The sequence below is a fragment of the Pseudomonadota bacterium genome (genome assembly GCA_027624955.1).
GTDB lineage: Bacteria > Pseudomonadota > Alphaproteobacteria > UBA828 > UBA828 > PTKB01.
Map to the genome: position 1 here is coordinate 1 of JAQBTG010000034.1, position 19,501 is coordinate 19,501.

The 19,501-nt window shown below is 61.4% G+C and carries 18 protein-coding genes and 1 other RNA gene; 18 read left to right on the top strand and 1 reads right to left on the bottom strand.

Translation table 11 applies throughout. The features are described from left to right. Nucleotides 1–50: 50 nt before the first annotated feature. The gene (locus tag O3A94_12910) at nucleotides 51–515 is read right to left on the bottom strand and encodes a GTP-binding protein (protein MDA1357151.1); all 465 of its coding nucleotides are present in this window, start codon (nucleotides 513–515) and stop codon (nucleotides 51–53) included. 248 nt (nucleotides 516–763) lie between these two features. On the opposite strand from O3A94_12910, the gene O3A94_12915 reads away from it, so the two are divergent. From O3A94_12915 to O3A94_13000, 18 genes are all read left to right on the top strand, one after another. Then, complete coding sequence (locus O3A94_12915; GenBank protein MDA1357152.1) at nucleotides 764–1,510, top strand: TerB family tellurite resistance protein; 747 nt, start codon at nucleotides 764–766, stop codon at nucleotides 1,508–1,510. 37 nt (nucleotides 1,511–1,547) lie between these two features. Beyond that, the gene (locus O3A94_12920; GenBank protein MDA1357153.1) at nucleotides 1,548–2,450 is read left to right on the top strand and encodes an EamA family transporter; all 903 of its coding nucleotides are present in this window, start codon (nucleotides 1,548–1,550) and stop codon (nucleotides 2,448–2,450) included. A 10-nt stretch (nucleotides 2,451–2,460) separates the two neighbouring features. Next, nucleotides 2,461–3,213 (top strand): N-acetylmuramoyl-L-alanine amidase, encoded by a 753-nt coding sequence (locus O3A94_12925; GenBank protein MDA1357154.1) that lies wholly within the window; start codon nucleotides 2,461–2,463, stop codon nucleotides 3,211–3,213. 32 nt (nucleotides 3,214–3,245) lie between these two features. Next, nucleotides 3,246–3,668: RNase P RNA component class A (rnpB, locus tag O3A94_12930), an RNA gene on the top strand. Nucleotides 3,669–4,101: 433 nt separating this feature from the next. Beyond that, nucleotides 4,102–4,572: a division/cell wall cluster transcriptional repressor MraZ gene (locus O3A94_12935; GenBank protein ID MDA1357155.1), complete on the top strand. Its 471-nt coding sequence runs from the start codon at nucleotides 4,102–4,104 to the stop codon at nucleotides 4,570–4,572. A gap of 29 nt (nucleotides 4,573–4,601) precedes the next feature. Beyond that, nucleotides 4,602–5,585, top strand: coding sequence for a 16S rRNA (cytosine(1402)-N(4))-methyltransferase RsmH (gene rsmH, locus O3A94_12940; GenBank protein MDA1357156.1), 984 nt, complete (start codon nucleotides 4,602–4,604; stop codon nucleotides 5,583–5,585). Beyond that, the gene (locus tag O3A94_12945) at nucleotides 5,582–5,872 is read left to right on the top strand and encodes a hypothetical protein (protein ID MDA1357157.1); all 291 of its coding nucleotides are present in this window, start codon (nucleotides 5,582–5,584) and stop codon (nucleotides 5,870–5,872) included. Before rsmH ends, O3A94_12945 begins: the two co-directional genes overlap by 4 nt. After that, nucleotides 5,869–7,626, top strand: a complete 1,758-nt coding sequence (locus tag O3A94_12950; protein ID MDA1357158.1) for a penicillin-binding protein 2 — start codon at nucleotides 5,869–5,871, stop codon at nucleotides 7,624–7,626. Before O3A94_12945 ends, O3A94_12950 begins: the two co-directional genes overlap by 4 nt. Further along, a complete protein-coding gene (locus O3A94_12955; GenBank protein MDA1357159.1) occupies nucleotides 7,595–9,094 on the top strand; it encodes a UDP-N-acetylmuramoyl-L-alanyl-D-glutamate--2,6-diaminopimelate ligase in 1,500 nt (499 codons plus the stop codon). Before O3A94_12950 ends, O3A94_12955 begins: the two co-directional genes overlap by 32 nt. Beyond that, on the top strand, nucleotides 9,091–10,548 hold the full coding sequence (gene murF / locus O3A94_12960) for a UDP-N-acetylmuramoyl-tripeptide--D-alanyl-D-alanine ligase (protein ID MDA1357160.1): 1,458 nt from the start codon (nucleotides 9,091–9,093) through the stop codon (nucleotides 10,546–10,548). Before O3A94_12955 ends, murF begins: the two co-directional genes overlap by 4 nt. An 8-nt stretch (nucleotides 10,549–10,556) precedes the next feature. After that, complete coding sequence (mraY, locus tag O3A94_12965; GenBank protein MDA1357161.1) at nucleotides 10,557–11,645, top strand: phospho-N-acetylmuramoyl-pentapeptide-transferase; 1,089 nt, start codon at nucleotides 10,557–10,559, stop codon at nucleotides 11,643–11,645. A gap of 4 nt (nucleotides 11,646–11,649) precedes the next feature. Further along, a complete protein-coding gene (gene murD / locus O3A94_12970; protein ID MDA1357162.1) occupies nucleotides 11,650–13,035 on the top strand; it encodes a UDP-N-acetylmuramoyl-L-alanine--D-glutamate ligase in 1,386 nt (461 codons plus the stop codon). After that, nucleotides 13,032–14,159 carry a putative lipid II flippase FtsW gene (gene ftsW, locus O3A94_12975; GenBank protein ID MDA1357163.1) on the top strand — a complete coding sequence of 376 codons (1,128 nt, stop codon included), beginning with the start codon at nucleotides 13,032–13,034 and terminating at the stop codon, nucleotides 14,157–14,159. Before murD ends, ftsW begins: the two co-directional genes overlap by 4 nt. Further along, on the top strand, nucleotides 14,156–15,304 hold the full coding sequence (gene murG / locus O3A94_12980) for an undecaprenyldiphospho-muramoylpentapeptide beta-N-acetylglucosaminyltransferase (protein MDA1357164.1): 1,149 nt from the start codon (nucleotides 14,156–14,158) through the stop codon (nucleotides 15,302–15,304). Before ftsW ends, murG begins: the two co-directional genes overlap by 4 nt. Continuing rightward, nucleotides 15,301–16,758 (top strand): UDP-N-acetylmuramate--L-alanine ligase, encoded by a 1,458-nt coding sequence (gene murC, locus O3A94_12985; protein MDA1357165.1) that lies wholly within the window; start codon nucleotides 15,301–15,303, stop codon nucleotides 16,756–16,758. The genes murG and murC overlap by 4 nt, the downstream gene beginning before the upstream one ends. Next, nucleotides 16,755–17,726 carry a UDP-N-acetylmuramate dehydrogenase gene (murB, locus tag O3A94_12990; protein MDA1357166.1) on the top strand — a complete coding sequence of 324 codons (972 nt, stop codon included), beginning with the start codon at nucleotides 16,755–16,757 and terminating at the stop codon, nucleotides 17,724–17,726. Before murC ends, murB begins: the two co-directional genes overlap by 4 nt. Next, a complete protein-coding gene (locus O3A94_12995) occupies nucleotides 17,723–18,637 on the top strand; it encodes a D-alanine--D-alanine ligase (protein MDA1357167.1) in 915 nt (304 codons plus the stop codon). The genes murB and O3A94_12995 overlap by 4 nt, the downstream gene beginning before the upstream one ends. Next, the gene (locus tag O3A94_13000) at nucleotides 18,625–19,497 is read left to right on the top strand and encodes a cell division protein FtsQ/DivIB (protein ID MDA1357168.1); all 873 of its coding nucleotides are present in this window, start codon (nucleotides 18,625–18,627) and stop codon (nucleotides 19,495–19,497) included. The genes O3A94_12995 and O3A94_13000 overlap by 13 nt, the downstream gene beginning before the upstream one ends. Nucleotides 19,498–19,501: the final 4 nt, after the last annotated feature.

The following is a 19,501-nucleotide window of genomic DNA, read 5'->3' on the forward strand; positions in this document are numbered from 1 at the left end:
CCGTCGGAAACCCGGCCGCTACCGCTCGCCCCGCTCAAATCCGGTGGCCGTCATGAATAATCCGGGCTAAGAGCTTCGATGAGTTGCGCCACCCGAACTGTCGATTCATCGATTTTATTGGCGAACACCAGATAAGGTATATTGTTCTGGTCGAGAAACTTGAACAGCCGGCCCATGGTCCAAATGCGCCCGATATCTGGTTCGCACACGACGACCGCTAGATCGACCCCCATCAGCGCATTGAAGGTTTCTTGGGAAAATTCGACGGAACCGGGGCAATCCAGCACCGTCAATTGCGTGCCGGCATGATTGAAAGTGGCCGTGTTGACTTCGACACCGGACTGGCGTACGCGCGCTTCCGGCGATGCGTCGCCGACGCTGTTGCCATCGCGTACACTGCCGCGCCGGGTAATAGCGCCGGAAATAAACAACATGCTTTCGAGAAGTGTCGTTTTACCGCTCGTATAGGGACCCACGAGAGCCACGCTGCGCGGCTCGCCAGCTTTATCGCTCATGATATCTCCCATGTTAGGCGCCAATTCATAGGGGCGCTATGGCTCGTGGCGCTGGTCGCTCCCGTGTGAAGGACATGCGACCCAGCACCCTCACATTCCGCGACGAATGGTTCCAACGCTCGACGCTTATTGCAACAGAGAATTTCATATCTCGCAATTCTGGCTTTTGAGCCGCTCTGCCCGGCTGGACACTGGCGCGAATCGGGTCGGCGGACTATGTTGCTCCGATCTCAGCGAGGGGATCGTCGATGAGCATTTGGGGTAAGATTATTGGTGGCGCTGCGGGCTTTGCCCTGGGCGGGCCGATCGGCGCGCTGGTCGGCGTCGCGGCTGGTCATTTTGTCGACCGGGCAAGCACACGTGGCCGCCTTGCGCAGGGATCGGCGACTTCCGGAATCGAGACCAAACGGCAAGTCTTTGCCATCGCCCTGATCGTACTTTGCGCCAAGATGGCTAAAGCTGACGGCCAAGTTACGCGCGACGAGATAGAGGCGTTCAAGCGCATCTTCCGAGTACCCGACAATGAAATGGCTCAGGTCGGCCAAATCTTTAACGAGGCGCGCGAGGAATCAACCGGCTTCGAACCCTATGCTGAACAGGTCATGGAGATATTTCCGCATAATCGCCAGGTCCGCGAGGAGTTGTTGGCGGCGCTCTTTCATATCGCCCAAGCCGACGGCGTAATTCACGCGGCTGAACTCGCCTTTCTCAAAAACGTCGCGCGCATATTCCAATTCGATGATCGCGATTTCGATCGTATTTTCTCAAGTCATCTCGGCTCCGACGATGCCGACCCCTATGAAATTCTAGGGGTCGAACGTGACGCCGACGATGAAGAAATCAAACGCGCCTATCGCCAGCTCATCCGCCAGAATCATCCCGACCTCCTGATGGCGGAAGGGCTACCGCAGGAGATGATCGATGTGGCCAACGAGAAGGTTGCGCATATCAATGACGCCTATGACCGCGTCGAAAAACTGCGCGGCATGAAATGAGACGAGCCTTGCCGGGCGCTTCAAGACCAGACACCGTATGACGCCGCTCCATATCCTACTCGCCATCGCCATGGCGATACTGTGGGGCTTCGGTTTCGTGACCAGCAAATATGCGGCTATCCACATGGAACCGCTGTTTTTCTTGGCCCTTCGCTTTATCGCGGTTTCCTTGTTGCTGGTATGGTTCGTTCGTTTGCCGCGCGGTCAGTTAAAAGCGGTCATGCTTTTCGCCTGCAGTATGGGCGCGGGCCATTTCGGTCTGTTTTATATTGCCCTCGAGATGGGTGTCGAAGCTTCGACCGCTTCCATCATCTGGCAATCTCAAGTTCCCCTCACCGTGATCCTTGCTGCCCTCTTCCTCGGCGACCGGCCGGGCTGGGTCGGCATTCTCGGCATCGCCATCGCATTCGGCGGCGTGCTGATGCTGGTCGGCGAGCCCCGACATTTCGACAACGGCTTGGCCATCGGCCTAATGTTTGCTTCCTGTATCATGTGGGCGATCGCCAATATTCAGGCCAAAAAACTGACCACGGTCGAGCCTCTGGCTTTGAACGCTTGGATGTCAGTGTTTTCGGCAATCATACTGCTGGCTTGCTCGCTCATTTTCGAGACCGGACAATTGAAGAGTTTTCTGGTTGCCGACTGGCGCCTGCATGGCTCACTTGTCTATCAGGTGGTGGGTTCAACCGTGCTGGCCTACTGGATCTGGTATTTTTTGCTCGCCAGGTATCCGGTGTCGCGGGTCACGGGCTTCATGTTATTGGTCCCGTTTTCCGGCGTGGTGTCGGGAATCTTTGCCCTTGGCGAGCCGATGACATGGCCGACGGCGCTCGGTGGCTTCGTAACCCTGATCGGGGTCACTCTAATCGTCCGCTCTCGCCGACCACCCGACGCCAAAGCTGAAACCAGCCCGCGCACGCCGGCGCAAAAGCTAGGTTAAACTGCTTTTTATGGCGCCATCCTATAAAGACTGGCCAACCCCAAATCAGGACGCGCGCCCGGACGGCGCCGAACAGATTGACATATTGGTGCTGCATTATACCGGCATGCAAAGCGCCGCGATCGCGCTTGACCGCATGCGCGACCCTGATGCCAAAGTCAGTACGCACTGGTGCATCGATGAAGACGGACAAACCTATCGCCTCGTGCCGGAGAAAATGCGCGCGTGGCATGCCGGGTTGAGCAATTGGCAGCGGCGCCAGCTGGTGAACGACACGTCAATCGGCATTGAGCTGGTAAATCCCGGCCACGAGTTCGGCTATCGGCCGTTTCCGCGCAGCCAGATGGACGCCCTGATCGCGCTCGCCGGCGATGTTGTTTCGCGTCATCAAATTCCTGCCGCCAATGTGGTCGGCCATTCCGATATTGCGCCGCTCAGAAAACAAGACCCCGGCGAATTATTTGATTGGGCCCGCCTTGCGCATCATGGCATCGGCCTGTGGCCGCAGCCGACCGGCGAGCCGGAGCCTCAAATAACGGCACTCGGCGTTGGCGCTTCCGGACCGGACGTGCGGGCTCTACAGAAAAATCTCTTCGACTTCGGCTATGGCCTTTGGGTCGATGGACATTATGGCGAGGAAAGCGAAGCCATTGTGCGGGCGTTTCAACGCCATTTCCGCCAAGCCCGTGTGGATGGTGTCGCCGATGGCGCTACCCGAGCGATTCTGCACCATCTTTTGGAGCGAACTGGGCGCGCGGCTTGACGGCGCCACCTTGCGGTATAATCTGAACTTTGCCAGACGGTCGGATGACCGCGGCCTAATTCGCTGAGCGGATTGGGTCGAGGAAAGTCCGGGCTCCACGGGAAGACGGAGCCGGGTAACGCCCGGCGGGGGCGACCCTAGGGAAAGTGCCACAGAAAGCAAACCGCCTGTCCGGCATTCGCGCTTGCGCGATACCGGCGGGTAAGGGTGAAAGGGTGCGGTAAGAGCGCACCGCGCCGCCGGCAACGGTGGCGGCATGGTAAACCCCTCCGGGAGCAAGACCAAATAGGGGCGGCAAGCTCGATTGTTCGCAATCGGCAGGCGATTTCCCGCGTCGCCGCCCGGGTCGGTCGCTAGAGGCGCTCGGCGACGAGCGTCCCAGAGGAATGGTCATCGCCCGTAAATGGATACCCATTTGCGGCGCACAGAACCCGGCTTACAGGCCGTCTGGCGCTTTATTCTCCGACAAAACAGGCCCTTACCCGCCGTTACTAAGAAAGTGAGTAATATTGCTTGATATTTCTACATATGGTGGCTCACAGCGCTGGCATAACAATATACAGTAGCAAGCTGAACACCAGCGTCATTGCATGCTCCACGCCAAAAAAAGAACATAATAAGAACAATATTCACATTCGGTTATTTGAAGTTCCGTTTTGGGGCGCAGGTAACCGACCGCTCAATAAGTTCTTTCGCCAATAAAATCCGGTTGCTTTGCATTAATACCTGCTGCCAAAGACTTGATATTTATTTGAAAAGCGTTTGACGCCCAAACTTTCCCACGATATACCATGATGTCCCAAATGCTTGGTTGGGCGTCGTAATTACGCCGTCCATGGGTTTTTAGGCAACACGCGTGGGGCACGGTTTTATTTGGGGAGCACGGACTTGGCTTTATTTACCGGCCATGTCGTCAACAGGGTGGACCGCAAGGGACGGGTTTCCGTTCCTGCGTCGTTCCGCAATGAGCTCGCCAAACTGAGTTTCCCTGGCATCGTTGTATTTCCCTCTCCAGAGGGCCTGCCCGCCATCGACGGCGCAGGCATAGACTGGCTGGAAAATCTTAGCACCAATTTTGGAAGCGCCAATCCTTTCGCTCCAAAAATGCCTAAATCCCGAATGGCATTGTTTGGTCAGGTCGAACGATTGAGTTTCGACCCGGAAGGCCGCGTCATCCTGACGCGCGGCCTCATGGAGCATGCCGGAATCAGTGACACCGCCGCCTTCATCGGTATGGGCGATACGTTCCAGATCTGGCAACCTCAAGCCGGTGAAACCGTCCTCGGCGAGGCCATCGCCGGCGCTTCGGCCGAGTTCGAAAGCGTGGCGCAGAACTGCACTCCGGAGGTTGTGAGCTGATGGCCCGCGGTTCCTCACGGCGCTCCGGAATGGGGCCCGTCAGCCCTGAGAGCGGGCACACTCCCGTCATGCTGGCCGAAGTATTGGAGACTCTGGCGCCGCGCGACGGTGCGATCTATGTCGATTCCACCCTCGGCGCCGGCGGCTACAGCCGCGGCCTTCTAGAAGCAGCGGCATGTCGGGTCTGCGCGATCGACCGCGACCCCGCCGCGATCGCCAGAGGCGCGGTACTGGCAGCGCAATACCCAGGACGCCTCACCCTGATTCAGGGCCGTTTCGGTGAGATGCAACAATTATTGGCACCGCACGGCATTCGCGAAGTCGATGGCATCGCCTTCGATCTCGGCGTTTCGTCCATGCAGCTCGACGATGCGGCGCGCGGATTTTCCTTCCGTTACGACGCCGCTCTCGACATGCGCATGGGCAGCGGCGGGCCGACCGCGGAACAAGTCATCAATAGCGCCTCGCAGGAGATGCTGGCCGATCTCATTTATGATTATGGCGAGGAGCGCCGCGCCCGGGCCGTTGCCCGCGCGATTGTGGCGGCGCGCGCCGAGGCGCCGATCACCCGCACTAGCCAACTTGCCGATATCGTTCGCTCTGTTGTGCGCCGCGGCGCCGGCGGTATCGACCCGGCCACGCGCACTTTTCAGGCACTCCGGATCTACGTCAATGACGAGCTCGGTGAGCTCGATTTGGGCCTCGCTGCCAGCGAGCAGATGCTCAGCCCCGGCGGCCGTCTGGCTGTGGTGTCTTTCCATTCACTTGAGGATCGCCGCGTTAAGACATTTCTCAATCAGCGCGCCGGCGCGCTGCCCCGGCCGAGCCGCCATCTTCCTGAATCCATCGGCGACGCCACAAAAATGCCGCAACCCAGTTTTAACTTGCTGAGCAAACGAGCGCGCAAGCCCACCGATCTTGAGTGCCGCACCAACCCGCGGGCGCGCTCCGCACGAATGCGCGCAGCGGCACGCACGCCGGCGCCGGCCTGGCCCGAGAAAGCAGCGTTATGATTCGCCCCGCCCTCATTCTTTGGATCGGCTTGCCAGCCATTGTGACGATCGCCCTGCTGCTCGTCAGCTATCAAGTTCAGAGCCTCGAAAACGAATTGGAAACTCTGGAGCGCGCCGCGATCGCGCAACAGGAGGAAATCCACGTGTTGAATGCGGAGTGGAGTTTTCTGAACCGCCCCGAGCGATTGGCCCGTTTGGCTGGGCGCCATTTGGAACTGACGCCGGTTACGCCATCGCAGATGAGTTCCTTCACCCTCGCACCTGCATTCCAAGGTACTGAACAATGAGCGAACTTTCCGTCCGCACTTGGCGCGATGCCGCCGGTGAAATGCGTGACGCCAGCGGGATCGACAAACTCAGCGCCCAAGATGCGCGCCGGCCGCTCGAAACGGCGCGCACCCGCTTGATAGTTGCCGGCGCAATCTTCGCGCTTTGTTTTGTCATATTGGGCGCCCGTCTAGTTCAGCTTTCGCTTCTCAACAGCGGGCCCGACGCCACACAGATCGCCCAACATGATGGCGCCCTGCTGACGCTTCAGCGCGCCGACATCGTCGACCGCAACGGCGTCCTTCTGGCAACCAATCTGCCCTCGCAATCGCTTTATGTGAACCCGACCCAGGTACCCGATGCCGATGAGGCGGCGGATAAAATCATCAGCGTTCTGCCTGAATTGGCGCGCGAAGAGATATTCCGCAAAGCCGGCGCCAAAGGAAATTTCGGTTGGATCAAGCGCAATCTCACGCCCGAACAATATTATGCCGTTAACCGTCTTGGCCTGCCTGGCTTCGGCTTCAAGCGCGAGGAACGGCGCGTTTATCCGCATGGCTCGTTGTTCGTCCATAGCCTCGGTTTCGCAGGTGTCGACAATAGCGGCCTGGCCGGGTTGGAAGCCGCCCGCGACGCCGATCTGAAGAACCTGGCGGCAAGTCATAGTGGCGCCCTAGTCACGTCGCTAGACAGCCGCGTTCAACATATCGTCAATGCCGAATTAGCGGCCGCAATGGCAGAATTTGGTGCCAAAGGCGGTGCCGGCATTGTGCTTGATGTGCACAGCGGTGAAATCCTGGCGCTCTCGAGCCTGCCCGACTTCAACCCCTATGATCTAAATTCCAGTGGCCCAAATCAGCGCTTCAACCGCGCGACTCTTGGTGTCTACGAACTGGGCTCGACCTTCAAGGCGTTTACCACCGCCATGGCGCTCGACTATGGCGTAGTCAATCTCAGTGACCGCTATGACGCCACCAAGCCACTCCGCGTGGCGCGCTTTGTGATCCGCGACGATCACCCGCAAAACCGCTGGCTCGATATTCCGGAAATCTTCGTCCATTCGTCGAATATCGGCGCCGCGCAGATGGCCCGAGATGTCGGCGCCGAGCGCCAAAAAGAATTTCTCGGCCGCCTCGGCATGCTCGCGCCACTGCCGCTTGAGCTGAGCGAAAACGGTAGGCCCTTGTCGCCCCGCCACTGGCGTGAAATCAACACCATGACCATCGGCTACGGCCATGGCATCGCGGTAACTCCGCTTCATTTGATCAGCGGCTTCGCCACCCTGGTGAACGGCGGCATTACCCGCCCGCCGACCTTGCTCCGGCGCAATGGAGAGGTCAGCGGCACACGCGTGGTGACGCGCGAGACCTCCGACGCAATGCGCCTTTTGATGCGGATGGTGGTCGAAGACGGCACCGGCAAGCAGGCTGAAGCCGAAGGGTATCTGGTGGGCGGCAAGACCGGCACGGCGGAAAAGGCGGTGGCGGGCGGCTACAAGAAAAACGCCCTGATCACCACCTTCGTCGGCGCCTTCCCCATGGATGCGCCGCGCTACGCGGTCCTGGTGATGCTGGATGAGCCGCACGGCACCAAGGCAACGCATGGCTACGCTGCCGCCGGCTGGAATGCTGCGCCGACGGTCGGCCGAATAATTTCACAGATCGCACCAATGTTGGGCGTCATGGCGATCCGGCCGTCGGGCGAAGACGAAGAAGAAACAGAACGTTTGTTGGTGCGGGCCGATGGAAAGGGCCGCCGATTTGCGTCTTTTTGAACTAACGGGGCAAGGCCGCAGGGCGCATGAGGGCAAGGATGTGGAGATAACAGGCCTGACTTCGGATTCGCGCGAAGTCCATCCGGGCTTCCTGTTCGCGGCGCTGGACGGCAGCCGCGCCCGCGGCGCCGAATTTATCCCCGAGGCGCTGCGGAACGGCGCCGCCGCCATTTTGGCGCCGCCCGGAACCGATCTCGGCGACGCGGCGCCACCCGGCGCATGTTTGATTTCGGACGACAATCCACGCCGCCGTTTCGCTGAGATGGCGGCTCGCTTTTTTGCCCGCCAACCCCGCACGATCACCGCCATCACCGGCACCAACGGCAAAACCTCGACCGCCACTTTCATCCGCGAACTATGGCGTGGCCGCGGATATAAAGCCGCCAGCCTCGGCAGTCTCGGCGTTGAGGGCGACGGCCCGACCACGGCGGCGGCATTGACGACTCCCGATCCGGTAACGCTGCATCACACCCTGGCGGCCCTCGCCGATGCCGGCGTGGCGCATTGCGCGCTCGAAGCGTCGAGTCACGGTCTCGATCAATACCGCCTGGATGGCGTGCGCCTCACGGCCGCCGCGTTCCTCAACCTTACGCGTGATCATCTCGATTATCATCGCGACCTGAAAAGCTATTTGGCGGCCAAGGCGCGTCTATTTGACGACGTAATGGCGCCGGGCAGTCATGCCGTGCTGAACGCTGACTCGCCGCACTACCAGCATATCGCCGATATCTGCCGCACCCGCGGTCACGACATCATACGTTTTGGCGGCATGGCGGGCGAAATCCGCCTGGTGTCGCGGACTGATGAGAATTTTGGCCAGCGCATCAAGCTGGAACTGCTCGGCAAGACTTACGATTTGTCGATCTCCTTACCTGGCGCCTTTCAGGTGCAGAACATGATGGCCGCCGCCGGACTGGCCATCGCTACCGGCATGACCGGGGACGAGGTAGCGGCCGGTCTGCCGCTGTTGACCACTGTGCGCGGCCGCTTGGAATTGGTTGCCCGGCTGCTGGGCGGCGCGCCGATCTATGTCGATTACGCCCACACACCCGATGCCTTGGAAGCGGCGCTTCTGGCGCTGCGGCCCAATATCCGCGGACGCCTTATTCTGTTGTTTGGCTGCGGCGGCGACCGCGATACCGGCAAGCGCCCGCAAATGGGCGAAATCGCCGCCCGGCTGGCGGACCGGGTGTTCGTGAGCGACGACAATCCGCGCCACGAGGACCCGGCGGCGATTCGCCGAGACATCATCGCCACCTGCCCTGACGCCGTCGAAATTGCCGGACGCGGCGAGGCGATTGCTGCAGCGATTGCCGAGTTGCGTGACAATGACCTGCTGTTAATTGCCGGCAAAGGGCATGAGCAGGGCCAGAGCACCGCCGGGCGAATGATCCCATTCGATGACGCCGAGGTGGCGCGCCGCGCCGCAATGGCTCAGTCACCCGCGCCCTCGCGGATATCGTCATGACGACTGCGGAAAAAGTGGCGGCGCCCCTGTGGAGCGCAGCGCAAGCCGCCCAGGCCACCGGCGGCGAATTGATTGGCGATTGGCGCGCCGACGGCGTTTCCATCGATAGCCGCACCCTCGTGCCGGGCGATTTGTTCGTCGCCCTCAAGGGGCCCAATCATGACGGCCACGACCATGTACGCCAGGCACTCGATGCCCGCGCCGCAGCGGCGATGGTGGAGCGCGCGGCGGATTTCGCCAACGCCCAAGCGCCGCTGTTGATCGTGCCCGACAGCCTCGAGGGACTGACCGCCCTGGCCAGGGCCGCGCGCGCGCGGAGTACGGCACGTATTGTCGCCGTCACAGGCAGCGTCGGTAAAACCGGCAGTAAAGACCTAATCAGCCGCGCCCTCGCGGTGGCGGGCAGCGTGTCTCTCAGCGCCGGCAATCTAAACAATTACATCGGCGCGCCGTTGAGCCTGGCGCGCTTACCGGCGGAAGCCGCGTTCGGCGTTTTCGAGCTCGGCATGAACCAGCCGGGGGAAATCGCCCCGCTCTCCCGCCTCGCGCGCCCGCATGTCGTGCTGATCACCAATGTTGAGGCGGTCCATACCGAATTTTTCGATCATGTCGATGCCGTGGCAGAGGCCAAGGCGGAAATTTTTGCCGGCCTTGAGCCCGGCGCAGTAGCGGTGCTCAACCGCGATAACAGATATTTTGATTTTCTCGCGGCTCGGGCACGCGCAGCGGGCGCGGCGCGCATCATCGCCTTCGGCTGCGGCGGCGATTCCGAGGCGCGCTTGCTCGCTTGGACGCCTGACCGCGAAGGTGGGCAGGTTGAGGCGAAAATCTGCGGCGTGCGCTGTTCCTATCGCCTGGCCTTGAGCGGCGAACATTGGGCACTCAATAGTGTGGCGGCCTTGGCGACCTCTGTTGCCGCCGGCGCGCCGCTAATTGAGGCAGCCGCCGCCCTTGTCCTGCATCAGCCGACGGCTGGCCGGGGTGCGCGTCATCGCCTCGCCGTGCCGGGCGGCGAATATGAACTGATCGATGAATCTTATAACGCCAGCCCGGTCGCCGTTGGCGCGGCCATCCGCAGCTTAAAGAACATCCCGCCCGCTCCAGGCGCACGCCGGATCGTCGTGCTCGGCGACATGCTCGAACTCGGTGCAAACGCGGTCGAAGCCCATGTCGCTCTGGCGCCGGTGTTGCAAGAAGCTGGCGTCGACCTCGTCTTTACCGTTGGCCGGCTCATGTCCCATCTCTATGCCGCCTTGCCCAATAGCATGCAGGCAGGCCAGGCAGAGACCTCATCCGATTTGCTGCCCGCACTCTGCGCAGCGCCTCGGCCGGGCGATGTGGTGCTCATCAAAGGCTCGCTCGGCGTCAAGATGCGGGCTCTGATCGATGCCTTAAAACATGCCGCGGAAGCAGCCCCCGCAACGGCGCCCGGCGCGGCGCGGATAGCTGGATAGGAAAACCGATGCTCTATAATCTCCTGTTCCCGCTTTCCGATTCTGTTGGCATCTTCAATGTATTTCAGTATCTGACGTTTCGCGCCGGCGCCGCGATCGTCACCGCGATATTGGTGAGTTTTCTGGTCGGTCCGATGTTGATTCGGACTCTCCGCGCCCGTCAGGGCGGCGGCCAGCCAATCCGCGAGGACGGACCGGAATCCCATCTCAAGACCAAACAAGGTACGCCCACAATGGGTGGCTTTCTCATTCTTCTCGGTGTTCTTTCCGGCACTTTGCTCTGGGCCGATCTCACCAATTCCTATGTTTGGGTTATCCTCTTTGTCACCGTCGGCTTCGGTGCGGTCGGTTTCGTCGATGATTTTATCAAGGTGCGCAACCGCTCAAGCCGGGGGTTCCCGACCAAAATAAAGTTTGTCGTCGAAATCGCTCTCGCCGTGGCGGCCGGCATCTGGATCACTTCGATCTCTGACGATTCGCTGTCGCACGGCCTGGCGCTCCCTTTTGTGAAGACCGTGCTCGTCGATCTCGGTTGGTTCTTCCTGCCGTTCGCCGCCTTGGTCATGGTCGGCGCGTCCAATTCGGTAAATCTTACCGACGGGTTAGACGGCTTGGCGATCGTGCCAATCATGATTGCTGCGATCAGCTTTGCGTTGATCTGCTATGTGGTCGGCAACTCTGTCTTCAGCGGATATCTGCAAGTTCATTATGTTGCCGGAGTCGGCGAGCTAGCGGTGTTTTGCGCCGCGATGGTCGGCGCCGGGCTCGGATTTCTGTGGTTCAACGCCCCACCCGCCATGGTCTTCATGGGCGATACCGGCTCTCTCTCCTTGGGCGCCGCGCTCGGCGCGGTGGCGGTCATGACCAAGCATGAATTGGTTCTGGTAATCGTCGGCGGTTTGTTCGTGCTGGAGACCATTTCGGTCATCGTCCAGGTGGCGTCGTTCAAGCTGACCGGTAACCGAGTGTTTCAAATGGCCCCTCTCCATCACCATTATGAAAAAAAGGGCTACGCCGAATCCACCATCGTCATCCGTTTTTGGATCATCGCCGTGATCCTGGCGCTCGCCGGCTTGGCGACGCTCAAATTGAGGTGACCGGATGATAGTAGGCACATCGCATTTCGACGGCAGCGTCGCGATTCTCGGTCTCGCCCGAAGCGGCATGGCGACGGCTCGTGCGCTGATGGCGGGCGGCAACCAGGTCCTCGCCTGGGACGATTCGCCGGAACGCGTGGCCGCGGCAGCGCGGGCCGGCATCCCGATTCGAAAAGGCCCCGACTTCGATTGGCGCGGCATCGCCGCGCTGGTGCCGAGCCCCGGCATCCCGCTCAACCATCCGGCGATTGTCGCGGCCCGGGTTGCGGGCGTCGATATTCTCGGCGATGTCGAAATTCTATGGCGCGCCATGGCGGAGCGTCGATTTGTCGGCATCACCGGCACCAACGGCAAATCTACCACCACCGCATTGATCGGCCACATCCTTGAGCATGCCCGTCAAACCGCTCAGATAGGCGGCAATCTCGGAACACCGGCGCTGAGCCTGGACGCACTATGGGCGGAAGGAACTTACGTGCTGGAAATGTCGTCCTTCCAGCTCGATTTAACTCCCACCATGTCGTTCGACATCGCTGTTCTTCTCAACATCACGCCGGATCATCTCGACCGCCACGGCAGCATGAACGCGTACATCGCCGCCAAGAATAATATCTTCCGGCCGGGTAGATTGAAAACTGCGGTGGTCGGCATCGACGGGCCGGATACGCTTCGCATTTATAAAGAGCTGTGTCTGCGCGATGACCTTAACGTTATACCCGTGGCCACCGGCCGGCGGTTGTTGGACGGGGTCGCGACCAATGGTGGCCTGCTGGAGGATCACGGACGCGCAATTTGTGACTTGGAAGCCGCGATAGCTCTGCCCGGCCAGCACAATTGGCAGAATGCCGCCGCCGCCTATGCCGCCACGCGCGCCCTTGGCGTCGATCCCGAAACTATCGCCCGCGCGATACTCAATTTCCCCGGCCTGGCGCACCGGATGGAACATATTGCCGCCATCGACGGCGTCCAGTTCATCAATGACAGCAAAGCGACGAACGGCGAAGCTGCGGCTCGTGCACTGGCCTGCTTCAACCCAATTTACTGGATTGCCGGGGGGCGCGCCAAATCGGATGGGCTGCGTGCGGCGCAGCCCCATTTTCAGCGCGTCGCGCATGCCTTTTTGATCGGTGAGGCCGAACAAACCCTGGCCGCCGAACTCGACGGGCGCGTTGACTATAGTTTGTGCGGAACCCTGGACAATGCGCTCGATGCGGCGGCAGCACAGGCCCGCGTCGACGGCCGGCCAGGTGCGGTTGTCCTATTTTCGCCGGCCTGTGCGTCGTTCGACCAATACACCGATTTCGAAGCTCGCGGCGAAGCGTTCCGCGAACGCGTCTGTATTTTGGAACAGCGCCAGTCCGAACAGGCGCTGCGGGTCTGTGCCGGATGACCAGCTTTTCGCGCACCGATGCTTCGATTCTGGGCCGTTGGTGGTGGACCCTGGATCGCTGGGCGTTATTGGTCCTCACGCTGTTGTTTGCGGTCGGCGCCATTCTAACGGTCGCGGCCAGCCCCGGCGCCGCCGCGCGCATCGGATTGGAGCCGTTCTATTTCGTCCGTCATCAATTCGCGTTCATGGTCCCGGCGCTGCTGATCCTGTTGGCGGTTTCCATGTTGTCGCCGCGCGGCGTGCGGCGCATGGCGGTTGTGGTTTTGGGCGCCGGCGTCATCCTCGTCGCGGCGACCAATTTTTCCGGGATCGAGATCAAGGGCGCCAGTCGCTGGCTCTCGCTCGGCGGCTTCAAGTTTCAGCCGTCCGAATTCGTGAAACCCTGCTTTGCCGTTGTCGCCGCCTGGATGTTCGCCGAATATCGCCAGTCGGAAAATTTCCCGGGACGCGCCATTGCCAGCGTGCTGCTGCTGATCATCGTCGCGCTGTTGCTGCTGCAACCCGATTTCGGCATGACCGTCACCGTGATCGCCGTCTGGTTCGTGCAATTTTTCCTCGCCGGTTTGTCGCTGTGGTGGGTCGGGTTGTCACTGGCGTTAACGCTCGGACTGGTGACGGCGGCGTACAGCATCTTCCCCCATGTAGCCAAACGCATCGATCTTTTCATCGATCCCCTGTCAGGCGATTCCTATCAGGTGACGACCTCTCTCAAAGCCTTCCAGCAGGGCGGCCTGTTGGGCAAGGGCCCCGGCGAAGGCGTCGTCAAAGGATATCTGCCGGACGCCCACACCGATTTCATATTTGCCGTCGCGGCCGAGGAATTCGGCGTGCTCGCGGCGCTGGCCATCGTCGGCCTGTTCTCCTTCATCGTCTTGCGCGGTCTCACCCGGGTGGTGCGCGAGGTCGATTTGTTTGTCTTGCTGGCGGTTGCCGGATTGCTCACCCAGTTTGGCCTGCAGGCGCTCATCAACATGGGCGTCACCGTGCAATTGCTGCCGGCCAAGGGGATGACACTGCCCTTTGTCAGCTATGGCGGCTCTTCTCTAATCGCCAGCGCTCTCGGTATGGGCATGGTGCTGGCGCTTACCCGGAGCGGCTATCGCGACAAGGTTTCGTCGGCATGAGCATGCCCGCGCCCCAAGCACCGATCGTGCTGGCTGCCGGCGGCACCGGCGGGCATGTGTTCCCGGCGCAAGCCGTCGCCCTGGAACTTAAAGCGCGCGGCCGCCGCCTGGTTCTCATCACCGACCGTCGCGGCGTCGGTTTTGGCGGCGCCTTGGCGGATATCGAAAGCCATCATATTTCCGCCGGCACGCCGCTTGCGCGCGGTCTGATCGCGCGCGGCCTCGGCATCGTCAAACTACTGTTGGGTGTGCGCGAGGCGACCCGTCTGCTGCGCCGCCTCCAGCCCGTCGCCGTCATTGGCTTCGGCGGCTATCCCTCGGTGCCAACCATGATTGCCGCCGGCCGTATCCATGTGGCAACCGCCATTCACGAGCAGAACGCCGTGCTCGGGCGGGCCAATAGGCTGCTGGCATCGCGCGTGCTGCGCATCGCAACTTCTTTCGAGCAAACCAGCGGCATTGCTAACGTCAACCGGGTCAAAGTTACGATGACCGGCAACCCGGTCCGTCACGCCATCGCCCAACTGGCTACCGGCGCATATCCGATTCCGGATCGGGACGGCCCGCTTCGCCTTCTCATCATCGGTGGCAGTCAGGGTGCCCGCGTGTTTGCCGAGCTGGTACCAGCCGCCCTTGCCTTACTGCCGCCGCAAATCCGCGCGCGTCTCAACATCATCCAGCAGTGCCGTCCTGAGGATGTGCAACGCGTGAACGCGCGCCATGCTGCGGACGGAATCCAAGCTGAGTGCGCGGCATTCTTCGATGATTTGCCGGCCCGCCTGCAAAGCGCCCATTTGGTCATCTGCCGCGCCGGTGCTTCAACAGTAGCCGAACTCGCGGCGGCGGGCAGGCCGGCCATTCTCGTGCCGTTCCCGTACGCCACCGACGACCATCAAAGCGCCAATGCGCGCGCGCTCGAATCAGCCGGCGGCGCCATTCTGTTAGCCGAATCGGAGGCGACTGCCGGACGCTTGGCAGAATGTTTAAATGGATTTCTTGCCTCTCCGGAAGCCCTGACACAGGCCGCCCGTGCCGCGCTCAGCATCGGCCGGCCGGCCGCCGGCCAGGCGCTGGCTGACCTTGTCGAAAGTCTGATTGCGGCCAATGGCAATCCGCATCGGACGATCGGGAGGAAAGCTGCATGAAGGCGCTGCCCCTCTCCATCGGCACCATTCATTTCGTCGGCATTGGCGGCATCGGCATGAGTGGCATTGCTGAGGTGATGCACAATCTCGGCTACACCGTGCAGGGCAGCGATCTGTCGGAGAACGCCAATGTTCGCCGCCTCCGGGCGCTCGGCGTCAACGTTACAATTGGCCATGACCCAGTGGCCCTAGGGAACGCCCAAGTGGTGGTGATTTCCTCCGCCGTCAAACAGGAGAATGTCGAGGCGACGGCAGCGCGGCAACGTTTCATTCCGGTGGTGCGTCGCGCCGAAATGCTAGCCGAACTGATGCGCCTCAAATGGTCCGTTGCGGTTGCCGGAACGCATGGCAAGACCACGACCACATCGATGGTCGCTGCGGTGCTCGATAGCGCTGGTCTCGACCCGACGGTGATCAATGGCGGAATCATCAATGCCTACGGCACCAACGCGCGGCTTGGCGCCGGTGATTGGATGGTCGTCGAGGCCGATGAGTCCGATGGCAGCTTTGTCAAATTGCCCGCCACCGTCGCCGTGGTGACCAATATCGACCCCGAACATATGGAATTTTATGGCGATTTCGACGCCGTACGCGACGCTTATCGCACCTTTCTGGAGAATCTTCCGTTCTATGGTTTTGCCGCTCTCTGTCTGGACCACCCGGAAGTGCAGGCGCTGGTCGGGCGCGTTTCGGACCGCCGCATTATCACGTACGGCATGAGCCCACAGGCCGAGATTCGCGCATTTGACGTGCGCTCGGACGCGCTCGGCTCGGTGTTTGATGTCGACATCTCGGATCGCCAAAGTGGCGCCCGCCACACGCTCGAAAATCTACGCCTGCCGATGCTGGGCGCGCACAATGTGCAAAATGCGCTGGCCGCCATCGCCATCGCCCGCGAGATGAAGCTTCCGGAGCAAACCATTCGCGCCGCGCTCAGCGGGTTCGAAGGCGTCAAGCGACGCTTCACCAAGACCGGCGTCATTGACGGCATCACCATCATCGACGATTACGGCCACCATCCGGTGGAGATTTCGGCCGTGCTCAAATCGGCGCGCGATGCCTATGCCGGGCGGATCATCGCGGTGGTGCAGCCCCATCGCTATACCCGCCTCCGCGATCTATTCGAAGATTTTTGCTCATGCTTCAACGATGCCGACGCGGTGATCGTGGCGCCGGTTCATGCCGCCGGGGAAGCGCCGATAGAAGGTTATGACCGCGACAGCCTGGTCGACGGTCTGCGCACGCGCGGCCATCGCCAGGTCACGGCACTCGAGGCGCCCGAGCAGTTGGCCGGTATTATCGGCACGCTGGCGGCGCCCGGTGACCTTGTGGTTTTCCTCGGCGCCGGTACCGTTACCAATTGGGCGAATGCCCTGCCCGAGGAACTTACCGCCTGGCGCAAAGCGGCTGTGCGGCCCGCCCATGCCCATCGCACAGGCGGGGGAGCGCCATGATGGCAGCCGCACATCATAGTCTTCTCCAACGCCTGCCCAGAGTCGCCGGCGACTACATAGAAAATGCTGCGCTTGCGCCGGTGACCTGGTTCCGTGTCGGCGGCCCGGCGGAAATATTGTTCCGCCCAGCGGACGTCGAGGATTTGGCACGCTTTCTCACCGCCAAGCCGAGCGATATTCCGGTGACCCTGTTTGGCTCCGGCTCCAACATCTTGGTGCGCGACGGCGGCATTCCCGGTGTTGTGATCCGTCTCGGCAGCGCCTTCCGCGAGTGCCGCGTCGAGTGGCGCCAGGACAGTGCGTTGGTGCATGTCGGCGCCGGCGCCATCGATATCAGTGTGGCGCGATTTTGCCGCGATTCAGGCATTGCCGGTCTCGAATTCCTGGTCGGCGTCCCAGGAACCATCGGGGGTGCGCTGCGGATGAATGCCGGCGCTTATGGTCAGGAGATGGCGGATGTGATCGTGGCGGCCGACGCCCTCGATGCCGGCGGTACTCGCCAGCACCTGACACTCAGCGATTTGGACTATTCCTACCGCCATTCGGCAGCGCCGGAAGATTTGATTTTTGTCTCCGCTACGATGCGCGGCAAGCGCGGCGCATCGCCGGAAATCGCCGCGCGCATCGCAGAAATCGAAACCAGCCGCGAAGACAGCCAACCACTTCGCACCCGCACCGGCGGCAGCACCTTCGTCAATCCACCGGGCGAAAAGGCGTGGCAGCTTATCGACCGCGCCGGCTGCCGTAGCCTCAAACGTGGCGGTGCCATGGTGTCGGAAAAACATTGCAACTTCCTGATTAACACCGGCGGCGCCAGCGCTGCCGACATCGAAGGTCTCGGCGAAGAAATCCGCCGCCGAGTTAAGCAGCAAAGCGGGATCACGCTGGAATGGGAAATCCGTCGCGTCGGCCGCCACGCAACTGGCCAAACTGCCGTGGCCGACGGGCGCGACGGTGGCGCGTCATGAGCCAGCATATCGCGGTAATCATGGGCGGCCCCTCGGTCGAACGCGAAGTCTCGCTGGTATCGGGCAGCGCCGTCGAGCACGCCCTGATCGAGCTCGGCTACCGGGTCACGACGATCGATGCCGACCGCACGCTGCCAGCCAAAATTTTAGAATGCAAACCAGATGTCGCGTTCAATGCCTTGCATGGCCGCCTCGGCGAGGATGGCTGCGTCCAGGGCTTGCTGGAAGTTCTCGGCATCCCTTACACCCATTCGGGTGTGCTGGCTTCGGCCTTGGCAATGAACAAGCCCGTCGCAAAGAAGCTATTTGCCGATGCCGGGCTGACCTGCCCGGAAGGCCGGGTGATGAACTTCAAGGCGGTGATGGCGGGCGAAGGGCTGGCGCCGCCCTATGTGATCAAGCCGCTCAACGAAGGCTCCAGTGTCGGCGTCTATATCGTCTTGAATGGCGACAACCATCGACGCCTCGAGGACGAACCCTGGCCGTTCGGCGATGATGTGCTTGTAGAAAAATACATTCCCGGCCGCGAAATCCAGGTTGCCGTGATGGGCGAACGCGCGCTTGGCGCCATCGAAATCCGACCGCGCGGCCGCTTCTACGATTATCAGACCAAATACACGCAAGGAAAGGCCGAGCATTTCATGCCGGCGCCGATCCATCCCAACTCTTATACCGAGGCGCTCGATATCGCACTTTGCGCGCACCGCACTTTAGGCTGCCGCGGCGTCAGCCGGGCGGATTTGCGGTATGACGATGAGGCCGGCGAACCGGGCACATTCTACCTGCTCGAAATCAATACCCAGCCAGGCATGACGCCGCTCTCATTGGTGCCTGAAATTGCCGCCGACTCCGGCATGACTTTCTCTGATTTGGTTGCCTGGATGGTGGAGAACGCTTCATGCGACAACTGAGTTTCAATGATCGTCTGGCGCCACAGCGTGCCGGCGCCGCCAGCCGGCCGGGCGGGCGCCCTCGGATACGCACTAGTTGGCTCAGGCTATTGCGCCGCCGCGCGCGCCTACTTGGCGTGTTGGCAGCCGGTGTCGCCGTCCTCTCCACGGCAAGTTGGTGGCTGGTTCAGCCTGGCAATGCGGCAGAGCTCGGCGCCAGTGTTCGGCACGCGTTCATGAGCACCACCGCCGGTATCGGCATGACGGTCGAGAATGTCTACAGCACCGGCCACCGCGAAGCTGATCCGGCAGTGATATTGGCCGCACTCGAAATCAAGCGCGGCGATCCGATTCTCGCCTTTGCGCCCGAGCGCGCGCGCACCCGCCTCCTTGCCCTTGATTGGGTCGAAAGCGCCACCATCGAGCGCCGCCTGCCCGACACCATCCGCATCCAGATCGTCGAGCGGCAGGCTTTCGCGCTGTGGCAGCACGAGCAACGCCTTCAAATAGTCGATCGCAAGGGCAGCATCATCAATTCCGAAGATGTCCCAAGATTCGGCCATCTACCGCTGATCGTCGGCAGCGGCGCACCACATCACGCGCCGGCCTTGTTCGACACCATGAGCAGCGCGCCCACCATATTGCGCGGCCTGGTCTCCGCTGTGCGGGTCGGGTCGCGGCGCTGGGATTTACATTTCGAAAGCGGACTGACCGTGCACCTTCCCGAATCCGGCGCGGCCCAAGCGTGGCAAAGATTGGTACGTCTGCTCGGCACCTACGACACGCAAGAAGAACGCATCGTCTCCATCGATCTCCGCTTGCCCGACCGAGTCGTCCTCGGCAAGCGGCCTGAAGAGACAATCGACGGCAGTTCGACATGACCAA

Bases quoted from the DNA above. Each gene is read 5' to 3' on its own strand.
- mraY (MDA1357161.1), top strand. From the start codon at position 10,557: ATGCTCTATAATCTCCTGTTCCCGCTTTCCGATTCTGTTGGCATCTTC.
- murD (MDA1357162.1), top strand. From the start codon at position 11,650: ATGATAGTAGGCACATCGCATTTCGACGGCAGCGTCGCGATTCTCGGT.
- O3A94_12910 (MDA1357151.1), bottom strand. From the start codon at position 515: ATGAGCGATAAAGCTGGCGAGCCGCGCAGCGTGGCTCTCGTGGGTCCC.
- O3A94_12995 (MDA1357167.1), top strand. From the start codon at position 17,723: ATGAGCCAGCATATCGCGGTAATCATGGGCGGCCCCTCGGTCGAACGC.
- O3A94_12920 (MDA1357153.1), top strand. From the start codon at position 1,548: ATGACGCCGCTCCATATCCTACTCGCCATCGCCATGGCGATACTGTGG.
- murC (MDA1357165.1), top strand. From the start codon at position 15,301: ATGAAGGCGCTGCCCCTCTCCATCGGCACCATTCATTTCGTCGGCATT.
- O3A94_12915 (MDA1357152.1), top strand. From the start codon at position 764: ATGAGCATTTGGGGTAAGATTATTGGTGGCGCTGCGGGCTTTGCCCTG.
- O3A94_12925 (MDA1357154.1), top strand. From the start codon at position 2,461: ATGGCGCCATCCTATAAAGACTGGCCAACCCCAAATCAGGACGCGCGC.
- O3A94_12955 (MDA1357159.1), top strand. From the start codon at position 7,595: ATGGAAAGGGCCGCCGATTTGCGTCTTTTTGAACTAACGGGGCAAGGC.
- rsmH (MDA1357156.1), top strand. From the start codon at position 4,602: ATGGGGCCCGTCAGCCCTGAGAGCGGGCACACTCCCGTCATGCTGGCC.
- murB (MDA1357166.1), top strand. From the start codon at position 16,755: ATGATGGCAGCCGCACATCATAGTCTTCTCCAACGCCTGCCCAGAGTC.
- ftsW (MDA1357163.1), top strand. From the start codon at position 13,032: ATGACCAGCTTTTCGCGCACCGATGCTTCGATTCTGGGCCGTTGGTGG.
- murG (MDA1357164.1), top strand. From the start codon at position 14,156: ATGAGCATGCCCGCGCCCCAAGCACCGATCGTGCTGGCTGCCGGCGGC.
- O3A94_12950 (MDA1357158.1), top strand. From the start codon at position 5,869: ATGAGCGAACTTTCCGTCCGCACTTGGCGCGATGCCGCCGGTGAAATG.
- O3A94_13000 (MDA1357168.1), top strand. From the start codon at position 18,625: ATGCGACAACTGAGTTTCAATGATCGTCTGGCGCCACAGCGTGCCGGC.
- O3A94_12945 (MDA1357157.1), top strand. From the start codon at position 5,582: ATGATTCGCCCCGCCCTCATTCTTTGGATCGGCTTGCCAGCCATTGTG.
- murF (MDA1357160.1), top strand. From the start codon at position 9,091: ATGACGACTGCGGAAAAAGTGGCGGCGCCCCTGTGGAGCGCAGCGCAA.